This window comes from Dyella japonica (assembly GCF_040545895.1).
GTDB classification, from domain to species: domain Bacteria; phylum Pseudomonadota; class Gammaproteobacteria; order Xanthomonadales; family Rhodanobacteraceae; genus Dyella; species Dyella japonica_D.
This window is the reverse complement of record NZ_JBEPMU010000002.1, coordinates 776,731-791,686: the sequence shown is the minus strand read 5'-3', so window position 1 is coordinate 791,686 and position 14,956 is coordinate 776,731. Positions and strand designations below refer to the sequence as shown.

Below are 14,956 nucleotides of genomic sequence, written 5' to 3'. Positions count from 1 at the left end.
TCGGCGACTGAACGAGCGGCCTCGGCAGACGTTGAACTTCGAAACGCCGGCAGAACGATTCCAGCAATGTGTTGCAGTGACCAGCTGAAGTCGCAGTCGGAAGCGGACATTCCAGCGCTTGTATCAATCTAACGGTGGATCTTTCGAAACCCTCGAAGCTAGGTAAAAGGCAAACAGCACAGCGACCCCTTTGAATGCCGTCAGCGCCCAGAAGAGAAAGGGCGAGTCGGTTTGGAAAACCGTCAGCGTTCCGCCAGCGCGGGAGGTCTGAGAAGATCTTCCAATGAGCACCTCCACTAGCAGTGATGCCAGAAAACCACCCGCGAAGAGATAAGATGCGAGTGCATAAGCTGCTCTCGCGGCGTGTCGCAGCCTCTTCATCAAGGGCGGCTTGATGGATTCAGCAAAGCGCGCGACGACTACCGACGCGAATATCGTCCCGACCAGCACTGCGCCACCGCTGTACACGAAGAACATGGTTAGTTTGGCTAACGATGGCATTTGCACCTTCCATATGCGTGCTGTCGAAAAATGTCCGCTTCGGGTCGGAAGCAGTCATAAGACCAGTACGGTAGCCGTCTTGACCCGGCCTTCAAAGAGCTCGAATACGGACCCAGGGCTTAGGCGGTCTACTGGGGCGTCGGGGGCGAGAAACCGTGCCTTCGCCTCAAAAGGTCCGCCTCGCATTTCGTCCACCGAAGGTAGAAGCAGAACGATGCTCCACGTATCGCCGTTAGGCCAATCGTGGTCATCTGCAAATCGAGCGACCGTTGAGTAGGTTCCCAAAGTTGGCGGTCTCGCCAACTTCTCTCCCGACCATTCGACTTTGACTTTCACGGACTCAGCCAAGAATGTCCCCCAGCACGGTTCTATTTGAGGTCCGCTTCGGGTCGGAAGCGGACGTCGCCGCTCTCACGAAGTGCTGCACGTACGCCGCTATGCATGAATCAATTGCCGGGCGAGTTTTGCTGCCGCTCGCGCCCCGTATCAAAAAATGCGTCTAGGTAGGCTTTCGGTGAAAGATTGCTCTCACGAAGTAACGAGAACACCTCAACACCCGAAGCACTCACTGGTTCAAACAGTGCAAATGCCTGGGAATGCCCAAGATATTCGGATGATTCCTCAGCATAGGACCGCGCTTCGTTCTCCGCCAATTCAATGGCGATATCGATCACCTCCGCTTGCCATAGCGTAATCCGCTCCTCGTACAAGTAGTCGAGCTTTTGATCATCACGGCGCTCACATAGAAAAATGCACCGCACGGAGAACGAATCCATATTCTTTGCCTATGTCTGACAGGTCCGCGTTGGGCCGGGAGGGGACATTTACTTGCTCGCTGGGTTTGCGCACTTCTCTGACAGCCAGCTTGCCAGGCTGGCACCGATGACGAGCGTAATAGCACCACAACTCATGACATATGGCATTACGGCGGCCCGCGCGTACGATCCTGGAAGGCCGTCGGTGTGCTTCGCCCGCCAGCCATCCCCACGTCCCCAATACCGAGTTCCCCATGCGTCGAGCCCTTGCCCTTGGCCTGTTGTTGGCCCTTGCGTCCTCCCAGGTCTTTGCCGAGACGCAGTGGACGCCGTTCCAGCTGCGTGAGGTGTCTGGCATCCGTCCCTTTGTGGATGTGCGCATCAACCAGGTGCCGTTTTCCTTCATGGTGCATGCCAATGCGGGGTTCTACGCCATGACCACCCATGCCAATGCGGAGCAGGCCGGGGTCGGGCCGCTGCAGTCCAGTGGGCATTACGGCATTACCGGGCCCGGCCAGGTCAGCAACCAGGGTGTGGCTATGACTACGGTAAAGACGCTGCAGGTGGGCGATGACGTGGTGAAGGACGCGCCGCTCAAGGTGTTTGAGGTGCCGCAGAAGCAGACCATGCAGGGCATGTTGGGCATGGGCTGGTTGCGTGCGCGACGGGTGCTGGTGGATTTTGATCAGCACCGCATCGGTATTCCGCATTCGTCGGCCGACACCGCACAGGAACGCCAGCGCTTGTTGGCTGCGGGCTATGTCGCGCACGCCATGCAATGGAACGCCGCCACCAACGAATACGAAGTGCAAGTGGCGCTCAACGGTGCGAGCGCCAATTTTGTGGTCTCCACGGTGGCCAATTTCTTTATCGATGACCACACGGCCAAGCGCGCCAACATCACCCTTGGCAAGGTAGTGGATACCTATGGCGGGCCCACCGGCACCACCGGCAAGTCATACGCAGCGGCCAGTGCGCTATCGCTGAGCATTGAAGGTCAGGCGGTGAAAGTGCCCGACAACACCCGGGTGCTGGATCTGTATGACTACGAAGCCACTCCGCGACCAGCGTCGCCGGCGGATCAGATCGGCGGTTTTCTGGGCGCCGATGTGATGCTGGCGAATCATGCAGTGATCGATTTTGGGGATGGGATGTTGTATTTGAAGCCGTGATTTGGGGTTGCTTTGCCTGAGACGGGACGGCACTGGTGTCTGGAAGCAACATGGATCCAGCCCTGTTTTCCAGGATCCCCACTGAGTGAGTGATAGGTCGCCGGTTCGCGCGCGGCGATCAGGTCATGCGACAGCGGCGAGCACGAGTTTCCAGGCCATGTATAGGTCCTGCAGGGCAATTCCTGAGCTGTCAAATACTGTGATGTCGTGATCATCCTTGCGCCCGGGCGCCTGTCCCGAAAGCACTCGCCCGATGGGCGTGATCCGCGTTACGTCGCCCGAGAAGTGCTGCAGGTCACCCAGGACGACCGCTTGCGCCGGCAGATCGCAGAACAGTGACGCGCGGTCGAAAAGCGCTGGTGGAAGCTCCTGCTTACCTCTGGCGTCTGAGCCCATGCTGGCCACGTGTGTGCCGGGCCGGATCCACTCGGCTTCGAATAGCGGAGCCGTCGCGGCGGTGGCCGTGACAACGATATCCGCGCGTACACACGCCTCTTCGGCGCCTGAGAGCTCGGCGTTGAAGCCGGCCTCGATGAGCGCTCCGACGAAAGCTTGTCCGCGCTCCTGCGACCGAGCGACGACCAGGACGTGCGTTAGAGGACGTATCTCCGCCAGGGCAGCGCACTCATGCAAGGCCTGGTGGCCGGCGCCGAATATGGCGAGCACCGATGCGTCGCGCCTGGCCAGGGCATCGGCGGCGACGGCATCTGCAGCCGCGGTGCGATAGGCATTCACCTCACCGGCTTCAATCGCCCAGGCTATTCGGCCCGTTGCCTGATCTAGCAGAAGGATCGTCGAACTGTGGTTCTGCATGCCGCGAGCGGTATTTCCCGGCCAATACGATCCGATCTTTAAGCCCGCCAATTGGGCTGTAGCGCCCGATTTGATGGAGAACCGGTTGCCAGGGTCGGACCCGTGCGCGATGACCGCGGGAAATATATGCGCCAGCTTGTCATCGGCTGCGATATAGGCTTCTCGTGCGGCGGTGTACGCGAGCGCACGCGTGACAAGGCGCCTGCTTTGATCTTCGGTCATCACTTGCATGGCATCTCCTCACCAGCCGCGGAACCGAGGCCAGCTCTGCAATGGTCCTCCGGTGGCGGGAAGTACCGCATACGCATCGAACTGCGCGGCAGTTGCACAAGCGTGAACGGGCAAGATGCGCAACACGGTACCCACCGGCAGTGGCGGCAACCTGGCACCGCTTCCAGGCCGCACCGCGACAATGCCATGCTCCTGGTTCGCCTGGATGAGTAGGAGATCGGGGTAAGGCTTTCCGGCCGCATCGCACACGACTCCGCCGAACTGGTTCACCGCTTGGCTTGCCGTGCCTCGGTCTGAGCTGAGTGCCATCCATCCCGCGTCCACGATGACCCAGCCTTTGTCCGGCTGATGGCCAATGACTGTGGTCGACACGGACAGTGCGATGTCCTCGATTTGGCACACGCCAATGCCCGCCATGACGAGGTCGAAGAAAACATAGACGCCAGCGCGCACTTCAGTGACACCATCAAGATTTCGCGCGTAGTGGGCCGTCGGTGTAGAACCCACGCTCACCGTAGGGCAAGGAAGGCCCGCCTGGCGCAACAACCCGGCTGCGTCGACAGCGGCGCTTCGCTCAAGCTCGGCGAAGGCGACAAGCTCGCTTTCGCTCCGCGCCGTGTAGCTCTCTCCGGCATGAGTGAGGACCCCACGCAGGTGAGCGCCTCCCCTCACCAGCGCATGTCCAATCTCGACAATGGCGGGATCGCGCGGCTTGAGGCCGGAGCGGTGGCCGTCGCAATCAATCTCCAGCAGCGCAGGAATGGGAGCGTTAGCGCTTGCCGCGACCACCGCCTCCGCCTGTTCCAACGAGTCGAGTACCACACTCAGGTCGCAGCCTGCTGCCCGCAATGCCTGGACCCTTGGAAGACGATGGGGCGCAATGCCCACCGCGTACAGAATGTCTGTCACGCCGGCGGCAAATAGCTCCTCGGCCTCCTTCAATGTGGAGACAGTCGCCGGCCCGGCGCCGCCAGTGAGGACGCGACGTGCAACCTCGATGGACTTGGCCGTTTTCATGTGCGGCCGCAAGGTGACACCGAGTGGCTCCAGGTGGGCACGAAGGCGATCCACATTGCGCAGCATCCGGCCTTCGTCGAGGATCAGTTCCGGGGTTTGGCGCGTGGCCAACGCGTCGACCACGCTCGATGGTTTTGAAGACACAGCCACCTCCTGCTATAAATGTATATACATTTGATAATAGTCTGTCTATTCATATGAAGCTACTGCCAACAGGAAAGGGGGCTGGCGCCAAGCCGCAGGGGCTACGCGATCGAGTTGCCGCGTACGTCATCGAGAAGATCACGACGGGAGAGTGGGCGACCGGTTATCGAATACCCTCGGAGAACGAATTGGTGGCGACCTTCGGCGTCAGCCGAATGACTGTCCACCACGCCCTTCGAGATCTTGCGTCGCAGGGCTTTCTGGCGCGCCGAAGTGGATCGGGCACCTATGTGGCCGAACCGAGCGCATACATCGCCGAATACGCGCACCTGGATGTCATACGGGAAATCGAAGATCGCGGCGGCGTACATCGAGCCGATGTGCTGACGCGAGAAATCGTTCAACCGCCGTCGCCCATAGCAACGGCATTTGGCGCCGCCGACACCGGCCCACTTTTTCACGCGGTTATCGTTCATTTCGAGGACGAGATACCGTTCGAGCTGGAAGATCGCTGGATGGATCCGGTGTTCATCCCTGACGGGATGGCCATCGACCTGAGCCATCAGACCCTGTTCTCGCGCTTGATGCGCATCCGACCCTATCGACAGGGCAGCGAACAAGTCCGCGCAGTCAGTATCTCGGCACGGGAGGAGCAGCTACTTGCGGTGCCAAGCGGCACGCCAGCCCTTGAGGTCCTTCGAAAGACCTGGTCGGCGGCTGGCGTTGTCACGGTAGCGAGGATGCTACGTGCAGGTCTGAACGGCGCGATGAATGGCTGCATCCGAGCGAGCTCTGATTTTTGAGTAACCGGTATCTCAACGCCGTGCTGAGATGTTGCCGCACTTCATCGAGCTCGTCGATATCGAAAGCAAGCGGCGAATGGTTCTGCACGATCATGCGCGTCAACTGAAGAAAGCCCGAGCGCTTTTCTTGATCTGCGAACCTGCGCTCCACTAGCGATGGTGACGCGGAGGTAACACGGTGCGCCGTTTTGAATTCGTCGCCTCGCCTCGATGAAGAGTCAACAAGATGAATGTCGACTGAGGACCTCAAGCCTCGATGGGTAACCATCGGCCTTCGCTGCGGAACTAATCCGACCTATGGCGTGAGCAACGCGCTCTGCATTTTCCTGCTGATTGCGTTTGCCTTTACGCCATAAGGGTGGCCCAAAAAAGCGGCTGCACATGCGCGTGGAGGCTGATTGCTTGGCTGACACGCCCGTGTTTTCACAATCAAGAAGACAAGGGCTCGTGAACATGATGCGTAAGTTTTCGTCGTACTTAATTGCCTTGGCAACAGTCTGTGCAACGAGTGGAGTTGCGCAAGCTGCCGCCGACAGCTATCAGCTTGAGATCCAGCAGTGGCAGCAACAACGGTTTGAAAAGCTAAAGTCTCCTCAAAGCTGGCTAGGCGTTACCAACTCTGAGGTTGTGCGACCAGGCGTCACTCGCATTGGATCTGCAGCGGACGAAGACATTGTGTTGCCATCGGGGCCCTCGCATCTGGGCAACCTTACTTACGTTGACAATGGCCCCATCAGTTTGGCTTTGGCGAACGGTGGCCATGCCACGTTCGACCACTCGCCTTCAGGGCAAGGCAGCATCGAACCATTTCATATAAATGGCTTGTATTTCTTCCCCGATGGAACCTTGTTGCTGGAGCCCGTGAAAGGCAGCCGTACGCCCACCGCGGTGCATATCGGCACTGAAACGCTGAAAATTTATTCCTACGAAGGCGACTATAACAAGGGCGAAAAGCGGCTCCTCATTACCGATACCCAGGCCCCGAGACTCGTCAATTTCAAGGGCCTCGATTATTTCCCCATTGACTCCAGCTGGAAGATCACCGCGGACTGGGAGCCCCTAAAACAGCCTCGTGAAGTCGAGGTGGCTTACATACAGGGCTCCGTTCAAAAGATCCAGTTCAAGAACAAGGCAGTGTTCTTTCGAGATGGAAAACGTTACGAACTCATGCCTTATATGCAGTCAGACGACGAGGTATTGTTCGTCTTTGCAGATCGCACTTCTGGCAAAGAGACTTATGGCGGCGCCCGCTTCTTAATGACCCCTGCAGCCAAGGATGGAAAAATCGTCTTGGATTTCAATAAGGCCGTCAATCCTCCTTGCGCATTCATGCCTTTCCCTAATTGCCCCATAGCGATACCTGAAAATCGCCTCAATTTGCGTATAAATGCTGGCGAAAAGAAGGTGCATGAGGATATTTAGTGAACGTCGGGGCTATTTGGGCTATAGCCATGAATCCCACCTGGCTCGCGCTGCTGAGGCCAGAATCGGAGATCACATCACGCTCCTGGCTTAGTCGAGAATGGGCTGCGCCAAGCCACCGAGGCGCCTGACTACCGAACGTCCTTATGTACGAAAAAGCCCCGCGAATGCGGGGCTTTTTTTGACTCGAGAACTGCGGCAGGGCCAGCTGGCGTTCGCCCCTGGTTCCGCTAGGGGGCGAAAATGGACCTTAGCCGCATGCACCTAATCGATACCTAAAACCGCCTCGAGCCGGGCAGCGAGATCGTTAAACAGGCTTCCCCATCCACAGTCCATGGAGAGCTCCTGCAGATTGGCCGTCGGCAGGAGCAACAGCTTTACTTGGTGCACGGAGGGATTCGCGAGCAGCGCGTCGATGTCATGGAGCGCTTTGGTTCGGTCACCATAAATTCCCCCTTCGCCCCCGCCCTCTACCTTCGCCCTCAGTTCCAAAAGGATGGCGCGGGCTGGGGAATCGATATCCATAGAATTTACCCACCTATAAGCGACCACACCATCCGAAGCGATCCAGGCGTTGAGCCCGTACCTGAGAGGTCCGCTGTGGGTCGAAAACGGACATTCCCAGCTTACAACGCGTCGCGACTCAGCTTCGACTTGCCGCGGGAGGTGCCAAGAGACCTATGCCAGATCGGCAAGATCATTAGTATTGTGAAGATCAACTAAAGCACGGTGTCTGGCTTGTCAGCTCAGCTTGATGGTTAGGCGACTGATTTCTCTGAGACGCACCAAGCCTGCGCTGCCCAGCATAAGGATGTGCCAATGCATTTGTGGATTCGCAGCCGCGTCGCGCTGCTTGCCATATCGATTACCTCAGCTTTCATGGCTATGGATGGCCACGCAGCCACCCTTATTGGTGAACCCGCCGATGGCTGCATCATGGCCGGACGAGGTGAGAGAGCAAACCCGACTCCAGCCGAAGCCGGTCTGGCCTTTCCGCCGCCGCAGCTACAGATAGTCACTCCCTACGCACCGACCTACTTCCCGAGTGGAGGGCGGCAGTACTTGATCTATGAGCTGCACATCGAGAACTTCTCGGAAGCGTCGATGGACATCATGGGTATCGACGTGGTCGATGCAGGCTCAGCGTCCAACGAACCAGTGACCAGCATCCGACCGCATGAACTGCGCTCTGTGTTGCAGCCGGTGGGCGCTGCGCCGCAGCCTAAGGACACGACGCACGGATACCGTCTTGACGAAGGACGGACCGTCGTTGCGTTCCTTTGCCTAGCGTTCGATGGAAAGACCGCGTTGCCATCAAGGATTAGCCATCGCGTTTTCCTGCCCAATGGCGTAGCCAGCGGCCCAGACATCCATGCTGCACGGGGCCCGCTGCCGGTGCTATCAGCACCGGTTGCCGGCACCGACTGGACAGCTGCCGACGGCCCCAGCAATGAATCCCACCACCGCCTTGGTCTATTTGTTGCCGGTGGCGCCGCTCAGGTTTCGAGGCGCTACGCCATTGACTGGAAGCAGATCAAGAACGGCTCATCGTTCTCCGGTGATCCCCGTGACGTGCATGCTTACCATGCCTATGGCCAAGACGTGCTGGCCGTTGCCGATGCAGTAGTCGTTGGGATAAAGGATGGCCTGCCGGACAACATTCCACGCACACCGGCGGGATTCAATACCGCGGTGCCCATCACCATGGAAACAGTGGCGGGTAACTCCGTAATTCTCGACCTTGGCAATGGACAGTTTGCCTACTACGCCCATCTCAAGGCTGGGAGCCTTCGCGTCACGAGGGGAGATCACGTGAAGCGCGGGCAGTTGCTTGCAAGCATCGGCAACTCCGGTGACGCACGGGAACCGCATCTGCATTTCCAACTGGCAACCGGTACCGACATCCTCGATTCAGAGGGCATGCCTTATGTCATCGACCGCTACAGAGTAAAGACGGGCCACGGTTGGGATGAGAGAGCCGGGGAGCTGCCTGTTCGGGGGATGATTGTGGACTTCGTACCGTCCCAAACGAAGTAACTACCGATAGTGGGTCATGATGGCAGCCTGCTATCTCCGCGCGGCTTTGCTGCCATGTTCGCTATGGGTCGAAGCGGACCTTACTAAATCGGCGGTGGGTCACCTGGGTGCTGCGATGCGAAGTGGATGGTGGGGATTCTCGGCAACGAATGCAGCCACATCGGACAGCCTTGAGGGCAATGAAAGGCCATCGACGCTGCGATAGCTAAAAAACCGAAAGCCAGCGGCATGAAGGCGCCTGACCTTTTCCCATTGTTCCTCGCCACTTCGTTTGGGCGCTCGGAATGATCGTCCCATCTCACAGATGACGTCCCCACAATGAGGACAAGTCGCACTTCGCTCCTTTCGTGGGCGAATCTTGAAGCTCTTTCGACAACGGAAACAAGCATGGGCGATCAGATAGTCAGGGCCGGCCATAGGTCTCTCTTTACTTGATTCCCCAGGGTCCGTTTCGGGTGGATAGCGGACCTTGTCCATAGATACACGGCACGTTGACGAACCTCAACTTCCGCCCCAGGAACACTCGGAGATAGCATGTCCATCTGCGCGTTTCCTGTCGTCCTGCTTTATTCCCCTAGCGCAGCGATATTGAGTCGCGCCCGCTCTGGTTTGGAGGCGCGATAACTGCCCGGCAGGGCAGAACTCCAGCCCGCAAGCACGAGCGTTGCCGCGTTCATGTAGTCCACGGCCGTTCTATGGATGAAGTGTGCCCCTTCCGCGACTAACCTCTACGGAGCCCATCATCCGTTTTGTGGGCCACGCTAAGAAACTTGCAGCCATGGTTTCGATCGGTACCTGTCCCAGCCATCCGGAAGGATGGTGACAATCGGGCCATTCACTTGGCCGCTGGCTGCCAGGCGCATCGCCGCTGCCACATTGGTACCGGACGATCCGCCGACAAGCAGGCCCTCTTCGCGAATCAAGCGCCGAGCCATGTCGAAACTCTCGTCATCGGAAATGCGTTCGACGCTATCGATGACATCGCGGTGCAAATTTGCCGGTGGTTCGGCTGCGCCGATGCCTTCGACGGCGTACGAGCCATCGGGTCCGGGCTTGCCCGTTTCGATCCAGTCGGCCAATGCGGAACCTACGGGATCGGCCAGCACCACCATGATGTCCTTGTGGAGCGCCTTGAGTCGCCTTCCTACACCGGAGATCGTGCCGCCGGTGCCCGCGCCCGCGACGAACGCGCCGATGTTTCCGCCGGTCTGATCGATGATTTCCTTGGCAGTCGTTTCTTCGTGCATGCGAACGTTCGCCGGATTGCGGAACTGATCGACGAGAAACCAGCCATGTTCGCGTGAAAGACGTTGGGCGACATTGCGGAAATTATCGTCGCTCGATGGCGGCGCGTTTGGCGTGATGATGACTTCTGCGCCGAGGGTGGTCAGCGCGGTACGCTTGTCGATGGACATCTTTTCAGGCATGACGCAAACAAGCCGGTAGTCGCGAGCCGCAGCCACCAGGGCGAGGCCGACGCCGGTATTGCCGGCGGTGGCTTCGATCAGCGTCATGCCCGGTCGCAGCATGCCGCGCGCTTCGGCGTCATCGATGATGGCCAGCGCAATGCGATCCTTGATCGAGCCGCCTGGGTTCAGGTGCTCGCACTTCACCCAGATCTCGCGGGGCAAATGGCTTCCGATCCGCCTGAGACGTACTAAGGGCGTGCGACCGATCTGCTTGAGGATATCCTGGCTCATCGTGTGATCCACTCTACATTTCAAGCGGCGTGCTGGCGCGCGCTCCTTGGCGGCATGCCGGTCCAGCGCTTGAAGGCGCGGCGGAATTCGCGTGGATCGCTGAAGCCGATTTCCAGGCCGATTTCGGCCACGCTGAGCGTGCCGCCGTGCAGCAGTTCCAGCGCGCGCTCGGCGCGCACGCGGTCGTGGATTTCGCGGAACACGCGGCCGCCTTCGGCAAGGCGGCGACGCAGCGAACGTTCGCTCATGTTGAGCATGCGTGCCACATCGGGCAGGCGGGGCTGATGGCGCAGGTGGGTGCGCAGCAGGCGTTCCACCGAGGCCACGACTTCCTGCTGCGGGCCTTCGATGTCGTGTTGCTGCGTACACAACGCCAACGCCTGCCGTGCGGTAAGCGGGTTGTGGCAGGGCAGAGGGTGCTCCAGCCATTGCGCGTCAATCACCACGCGGTTGTGGCGCGCGCCGAACATCAGCTCGCACTGGAAGAAATCGGCGTACTCCTGCGCGTGCTCAGGGCGCGCGTAGGTGAGTTCCAGGCGTAGCGGACGGAACGTCGGGCCGGCCAGTTCGCGCGCGATGGCCAGCGAGCTGGCGAACAGTTCTTCGCACAGGAAGGGCAGCAAGGGCGCGTCGTTGAAGCGCGGCCACACGGCCAGCGCCACTTCGCGCGGGCTCACTACTTCGAAGCTCACGTCGACCAGGCTGCCGCTCACGCGATGATGGGTGATGCCGACCTTCATGGCGTCGCCGAACGTGGCCGAGGTCATCATGGCCAGGCCCAGCAGGCCAAAGCTGCCGAGCGTCTCGGCGCGGCCCACGGCCAGCCCGAGTCCCGCTTCGCCGGTGGCCTGTTGTGCGCGGCGGATGATCGAACGCGCCTGTCGGTAGGAAACGCGCAGCGTGGGGTCATTCAATTGTTCGCGCAGCAGGCCCGAGCCGGCGAACCAGCCGTCGCAGCGCTGCCCGCGCGACAGGGCGAGCTGGGTGAGGTGCACCAGGATGTTCGGCGGTGTTTCGGCCACGGTGTAGCGCGCATCGGCGCTCAGTTGCGCCGACGCGGCATCGTCGGTGACGTGGCTGACAACGGCGGACATGAACTGTGCTCCCACCCCCGAGAGCGCCGGATGGACCCGGCGAGACCCCTTGATCTATATCATGGCCTTCGCCCGGCCGCCTTATGCAATGCACAAGGCCGGCCGCCTCGTTGCCCTGGGGAGATGCCGATGAACACGATACTGGCTGGCTGTCGTCGCGTCGTATGGCTGGGCCTGCTGCCGCTGGCAGCCTGCGCCCCGGTGCAAACCCCGGTCTCCCAGCTGTCGCCGGCCAGCGCGAGATCGGTGGCCGCCTCCTTGCAGACGGCCGAGCTGCTCCCGGCCGCGCCCAAGGCCGGCAGCCCCCGTTATGAGGCCGATCGCCAGGTGTTCCTGGCCACCCGCAAGCTGCAGGACTCGCCGCGCTGGGCGCTGGCCCAGCAGGACGTGGATTACGCCACGCCCAAGCTGATGGCTGACTTCAGCTGCGCCATGGGCGCGCCGCTGGACGCTGCAAGGCTGCCGAAGCTCGCCGCGCTGGTGGATGCCACCAGCAATGCGGCGGATGCCTCCACGGCGCCGGCGAAGAAGGCCAACCAGCGGCAGCGGCCGTTCCTGATCGACCAGGGCGCCACCTGCCAGTCCACCGCGCAGCTCGCGCACAGCTTCGACTATCCCTCCGGCCACGCCACGCGCGGCTGGGCCGTGGGCCTCGTGCTGGCGGAGCTGGCGCCCGATCGCGCCACGGATGTGCTGCTGCGTTCGCGTGCGTTTGGCGACAGCCGCGTGGTGTGCGGCGTGCACAATCTCAGCGCCGTGGAAGCAGGCGCGATGAATGGTGCGGCCGTGGTGGCCGTGCTGCACGCGTCGCCGTCGTTCCAGTCCAGCCTTGCCGATGCGAAGCGGGAATGGAATGCGTACCGCGAGGCGAACAACCCCATGCCCGCCGCGCAGTGCGCTGCGGAGAAGGCCTTGATCGAACCCACGCCGTACTGAGCACGCCATTGCCGGCGTAAGCTGGCGCAATGCTTTCCTCGCCGCGCGACACGGAGCGAAGTGCATGGATCGTGAGGTTTCGTCCCCGTTCGATGTCTTGATCATCGGTGCGGGCCTGTCCGGCATCGGCATGGCCTGTCATCTCGCGATGGATCATCCGGGTTTGCACGTGGGCTTGATCGAACGCCGCGCCGCGATGGGTGGCACCTGGGATCTGTTCCGCTACCCGGGCGTGCGTTCCGACTCGGACATGTTCACCTTCGGCTACGCATTCCGCCCATGGCATGCGCTGGACGTGATGGCCGACGGCGATGCCATCCGCAACTACGTCATCGATACCGCGCGCGCATACGGCGTGGACGGCAAGATCCACTACGGGCTCAAGGTGGTCTCCTCGTCGTGGTCAAGCGAACAGCAGCGCTGGCGTATACAGGTGCTGGACGAATCGCGTGGCGAAACGCGCGTGTTCGAGTGCCGCTTCCTGATCGTCTGCACCGGTTACTACAACTACGATCACGGCTACCTTCCGGCATTTCCTGGCGTAGAACGGTTCCAGGGCCTGCGCGTACATCCGCAGCAGTGGCCGGCGACGCTGGACTATCGCGGCAAGCGCGTGGTGGTGATTGGCAGTGGCGCCACGGCGGTGACGCTGGTGCCGGCGATGTCCGCCGACGCCGCGCACGTGACCATGCTGCAGCGCTCGCCCGCTTACATTCTCTCGTTGCCGCGTTTCGACAAGATATCCGCGGTGCTGCAGCGCTTCCTGCCGAAGGCGCTGGTGTTCCGCATGGCACGGCGACGGAATATTTTCCTCACGCGGCTCATCTACAAGGCGGCTCGCCGCTGGCCGGACAAGGTGCGCGACTTCCTGGTTTCTGGCGTGCGCAAGAAACTCGGCCCCGATGCGGACATGCGCCACTTCACGCCGAACTATCAACCTTGGGATCAGCGCCTGTGCGTGGTACCCGATGGCGATCTGTTCGAGGCCATCAAGAGCGGCAAGGCTTCCGTGGTGACCGACAGCGTGGCCACGTTCACCGAGCACGGCGTGCAGCTGGCATCGGGCGCAACGCTGGAAGCCGACATCATCATCACGGCCACCGGGCTCGACATGCAGACGCTGGGCGGCATGCAACTGCAAGTGGACGACCAGCCGCGTCGGATGGGCGAGTTGGTGACGTACAAGGGCGTGCTGCTGCAGGACACGCCGAACTTCGCCTGCATCTTCGGTTATACGAATGCGCCGTGGACGCTCAAGGCGGATCTTGCCGCGAAGTACGTCTGCCGCCTGCTGGCGTATATGCAGGAACAAGGCGCACGTGTGGTGACGCCGCGTGCGCCGGCCGATGAAGGGCAGGACGAGTCGATCATGGGTGCGTTGACGTCAGGCTATGTGCAACGCGGTGCGCCCGTGTTGCCCAAGCAAGGGCGACAGGTGCCGTGGCGTGTGTTGAACAATTACGAGCGCGATTGCGAGATGCTGCTGAAGTGGCCGGTCGCGGACGATGCGTTGGAGTTGCGCATGGCGAACGCTTCGACGGAAGCGGCGTGATCGTCAGCGCGGCTGTGTCGCTTTCTTCCATTGCTGCACCCAGCCGGTGAGATCGGCGAGCTGCTTGTCCTGGCCTTCGCGCATGGACATGCCCACCGCCGCCCCGGCGACGTGGCCCGAGGGATCAATCAACATCAGCGTGGGGTAGATGCTGACGCCCAGCGTGTCGATCAGCGCTTGCCCATCGTGCAGCACCGGCCACTTCAGGCCGCGATCGGCCACGAACTGGCGCGCCGTGGCGGCGTCTTCGTAGGTGATGGCGACGAAGGCCATGTCGCCGTTGGCGTGCGCAAACGCGTTGAGCGCCGGCACTTCGGCGATGCACGGCGCGCATTCGGCAAAAAAGAAACTCACCAGCGTGTAGCGGCCGCGAAAATCGCTCAGGCGTTGCGTGTCGCCCTGCAGGGATGGCAGCTCGAACGGTGGAAACGCGCTGCCGCGTCCGAACGAAAAGCGACCCGCGCTTGTGCTGCCGGGTGGACGCAAACGCAGCATCGCTGCGTTCGCCTTGCTGTCCATGGTGCTGCTGTAATTGCGGCCTTCGCCGAGCTGCTGCGCGAAGGCGGCATAGCTCAACGGTTTGCCGGCGGCGTCGAGATAATGCACGTCGGCTGATGGGCCGAGCTGCAGCGCGGCAACGAAGCGTTGTTCGTCGTTCGGTGCGTCCGCCGCATGCAGCGGGCACAGCATCCACGCGAGGGCGAATAGACCAACGAATCGCGAAGCGTGCCGCATGCTGGCTCCTTTGAACGTGCGGGCCGGCGCGGGTGCGCCGGCCC

Annotated in this window: 14 protein-coding genes; 6 read left to right on the top strand and 8 right to left on the bottom strand. The window is 61.0% G+C overall.

All coding sequences use genetic code 11. The features are described from left to right. Positions 1-123: 123 nt before the first annotated feature. Both ABIC75_RS10195 and ABIC75_RS10190 read right to left on the bottom strand, forming a co-directional pair. Positions 124-501 carry a hypothetical protein gene (locus ABIC75_RS10195; protein WP_354013712.1) on the bottom strand — a complete coding sequence of 126 codons (378 nt, stop codon included), beginning with the start codon at positions 499-501 and terminating at the stop codon, positions 124-126. Between the two features lie 446 nt (positions 502-947). Next, positions 948-1,277 carry a hypothetical protein gene (locus tag ABIC75_RS10190; RefSeq protein WP_354013711.1) on the bottom strand — a complete coding sequence of 110 codons (330 nt, stop codon included), beginning with the start codon at positions 1,275-1,277 and terminating at the stop codon, positions 948-950. Positions 1,278-1,510: 233 nt separating this feature from the next. Here ABIC75_RS10190 and ABIC75_RS10185 point away from each other — a divergent pair, with 233 nt between their 5' ends. Further along, positions 1,511-2,428, top strand: coding sequence for a hypothetical protein (locus ABIC75_RS10185; RefSeq protein WP_354013710.1), 918 nt, complete (start codon positions 1,511-1,513; stop codon positions 2,426-2,428). A 123-nt stretch (positions 2,429-2,551) separates the two neighbouring features. Here ABIC75_RS10185 and ABIC75_RS10180 read toward each other — a convergent pair whose 3' ends face one another. Further along, positions 2,552-3,472: an ornithine cyclodeaminase family protein gene (locus ABIC75_RS10180; RefSeq protein ID WP_354013709.1), complete on the bottom strand. Its 921-nt coding sequence runs from the start codon at positions 3,470-3,472 to the stop codon at positions 2,552-2,554. 9 nt (positions 3,473-3,481) lie between these two features. Further along, positions 3,482-4,633, bottom strand: coding sequence for a DSD1 family PLP-dependent enzyme (locus tag ABIC75_RS10175; RefSeq protein WP_354013708.1), 1,152 nt, complete (start codon positions 4,631-4,633; stop codon positions 3,482-3,484). Positions 4,634-4,686: 53 nt separating this feature from the next. Between ABIC75_RS10175 and ABIC75_RS10170 the strand changes: the two genes are divergently transcribed. Together ABIC75_RS10170 and ABIC75_RS10165 are read left to right on the top strand one after the other, a co-directional pair. After that, entirely contained in the window at positions 4,687-5,436 is a 750-nt protein-coding gene (locus ABIC75_RS10170) for a UTRA domain-containing protein (protein WP_354013707.1), read from the top strand. A 402-nt stretch (positions 5,437-5,838) separates the two neighbouring features. Then, complete coding sequence (locus tag ABIC75_RS10165; RefSeq protein ID WP_354013706.1) at positions 5,839-6,858, top strand: DUF1684 domain-containing protein; 1,020 nt, start codon at positions 5,839-5,841, stop codon at positions 6,856-6,858. A 264-nt stretch (positions 6,859-7,122) separates the two neighbouring features. Here ABIC75_RS10165 and ABIC75_RS10160 read toward each other — a convergent pair whose 3' ends face one another. Further along, the gene (locus ABIC75_RS10160; RefSeq protein WP_354013705.1) at positions 7,123-7,383 is read right to left on the bottom strand and encodes a hypothetical protein; all 261 of its coding nucleotides are present in this window, start codon (positions 7,381-7,383) and stop codon (positions 7,123-7,125) included. Between the two features lie 294 nt (positions 7,384-7,677). Here ABIC75_RS10160 and ABIC75_RS10155 point away from each other — a divergent pair, with 294 nt between their 5' ends. After that, entirely contained in the window at positions 7,678-8,895 is a 1,218-nt protein-coding gene (locus ABIC75_RS10155; protein ID WP_354013704.1) for a M23 family metallopeptidase, read from the top strand. Between the two features lie 761 nt (positions 8,896-9,656). Here the strand turns inward: ABIC75_RS10155 and ABIC75_RS10150 are convergent. Both ABIC75_RS10150 and ABIC75_RS10145 read right to left on the bottom strand, forming a co-directional pair. Further along, entirely contained in the window at positions 9,657-10,595 is a 939-nt protein-coding gene (locus ABIC75_RS10150; protein WP_354013703.1) for a PLP-dependent cysteine synthase family protein, read from the bottom strand. Between the two features lie 20 nt (positions 10,596-10,615). Continuing rightward, positions 10,616-11,689, bottom strand: a complete 1,074-nt coding sequence (locus ABIC75_RS10145) for an AraC family transcriptional regulator (protein ID WP_354013702.1) — start codon at positions 11,687-11,689, stop codon at positions 10,616-10,618. Positions 11,690-11,818: 129 nt separating this feature from the next. On the opposite strand from ABIC75_RS10145, the gene ABIC75_RS10140 reads away from it, so the two are divergent. After that, positions 11,819-12,625 carry an acid phosphatase gene (locus tag ABIC75_RS10140; RefSeq protein ID WP_354013701.1) on the top strand — a complete coding sequence of 269 codons (807 nt, stop codon included), beginning with the start codon at positions 11,819-11,821 and terminating at the stop codon, positions 12,623-12,625. Between the two features lie 64 nt (positions 12,626-12,689). After that, positions 12,690-14,177 (top strand): flavin-containing monooxygenase, encoded by a 1,488-nt coding sequence (locus ABIC75_RS10135; RefSeq protein ID WP_354013700.1) that lies wholly within the window; start codon positions 12,690-12,692, stop codon positions 14,175-14,177. A 3-nt stretch (positions 14,178-14,180) separates the two neighbouring features. On the opposite strand, the gene ABIC75_RS10130 is transcribed toward ABIC75_RS10135, so the two are convergent. Continuing rightward, on the bottom strand, positions 14,181-14,912 hold the full coding sequence (locus ABIC75_RS10130; RefSeq protein WP_354013699.1) for a TlpA family protein disulfide reductase: 732 nt from the start codon (positions 14,910-14,912) through the stop codon (positions 14,181-14,183). Positions 14,913-14,956: the final 44 nt, after the last annotated feature.

Coding starts and splice junctions, on each gene's coding strand:
- ABIC75_RS10150 (WP_354013703.1), bottom strand. CDS start 10,595: ATGAGCCAGGATATCCTCAAGCAGATCGGTCGCACGCCCTTAGTACGT.
- ABIC75_RS10145 (WP_354013702.1), bottom strand. CDS start 11,689: ATGTCCGCCGTTGTCAGCCACGTCACCGACGATGCCGCGTCGGCGCAA.
- ABIC75_RS10170 (WP_354013707.1), top strand. CDS start 4,687: ATGAAGCTACTGCCAACAGGAAAGGGGGCTGGCGCCAAGCCGCAGGGG.
- ABIC75_RS10180 (WP_354013709.1), bottom strand. CDS start 3,472: ATGCAAGTGATGACCGAAGATCAAAGCAGGCGCCTTGTCACGCGTGCG.
- ABIC75_RS10190 (WP_354013711.1), bottom strand. CDS start 1,277: ATGGATTCGTTCTCCGTGCGGTGCATTTTTCTATGTGAGCGCCGTGAT.
- ABIC75_RS10185 (WP_354013710.1), top strand. CDS start 1,511: ATGCGTCGAGCCCTTGCCCTTGGCCTGTTGTTGGCCCTTGCGTCCTCC.
- ABIC75_RS10140 (WP_354013701.1), top strand. CDS start 11,819: ATGAACACGATACTGGCTGGCTGTCGTCGCGTCGTATGGCTGGGCCTG.
- ABIC75_RS10155 (WP_354013704.1), top strand. CDS start 7,678: ATGCATTTGTGGATTCGCAGCCGCGTCGCGCTGCTTGCCATATCGATT.
- ABIC75_RS10195 (WP_354013712.1), bottom strand. CDS start 501: ATGCCATCGTTAGCCAAACTAACCATGTTCTTCGTGTACAGCGGTGGC.
- ABIC75_RS10160 (WP_354013705.1), bottom strand. CDS start 7,383: ATGGATATCGATTCCCCAGCCCGCGCCATCCTTTTGGAACTGAGGGCG.
- ABIC75_RS10130 (WP_354013699.1), bottom strand. CDS start 14,912: ATGCGGCACGCTTCGCGATTCGTTGGTCTATTCGCCCTCGCGTGGATG.
- ABIC75_RS10135 (WP_354013700.1), top strand. CDS start 12,690: ATGGATCGTGAGGTTTCGTCCCCGTTCGATGTCTTGATCATCGGTGCG.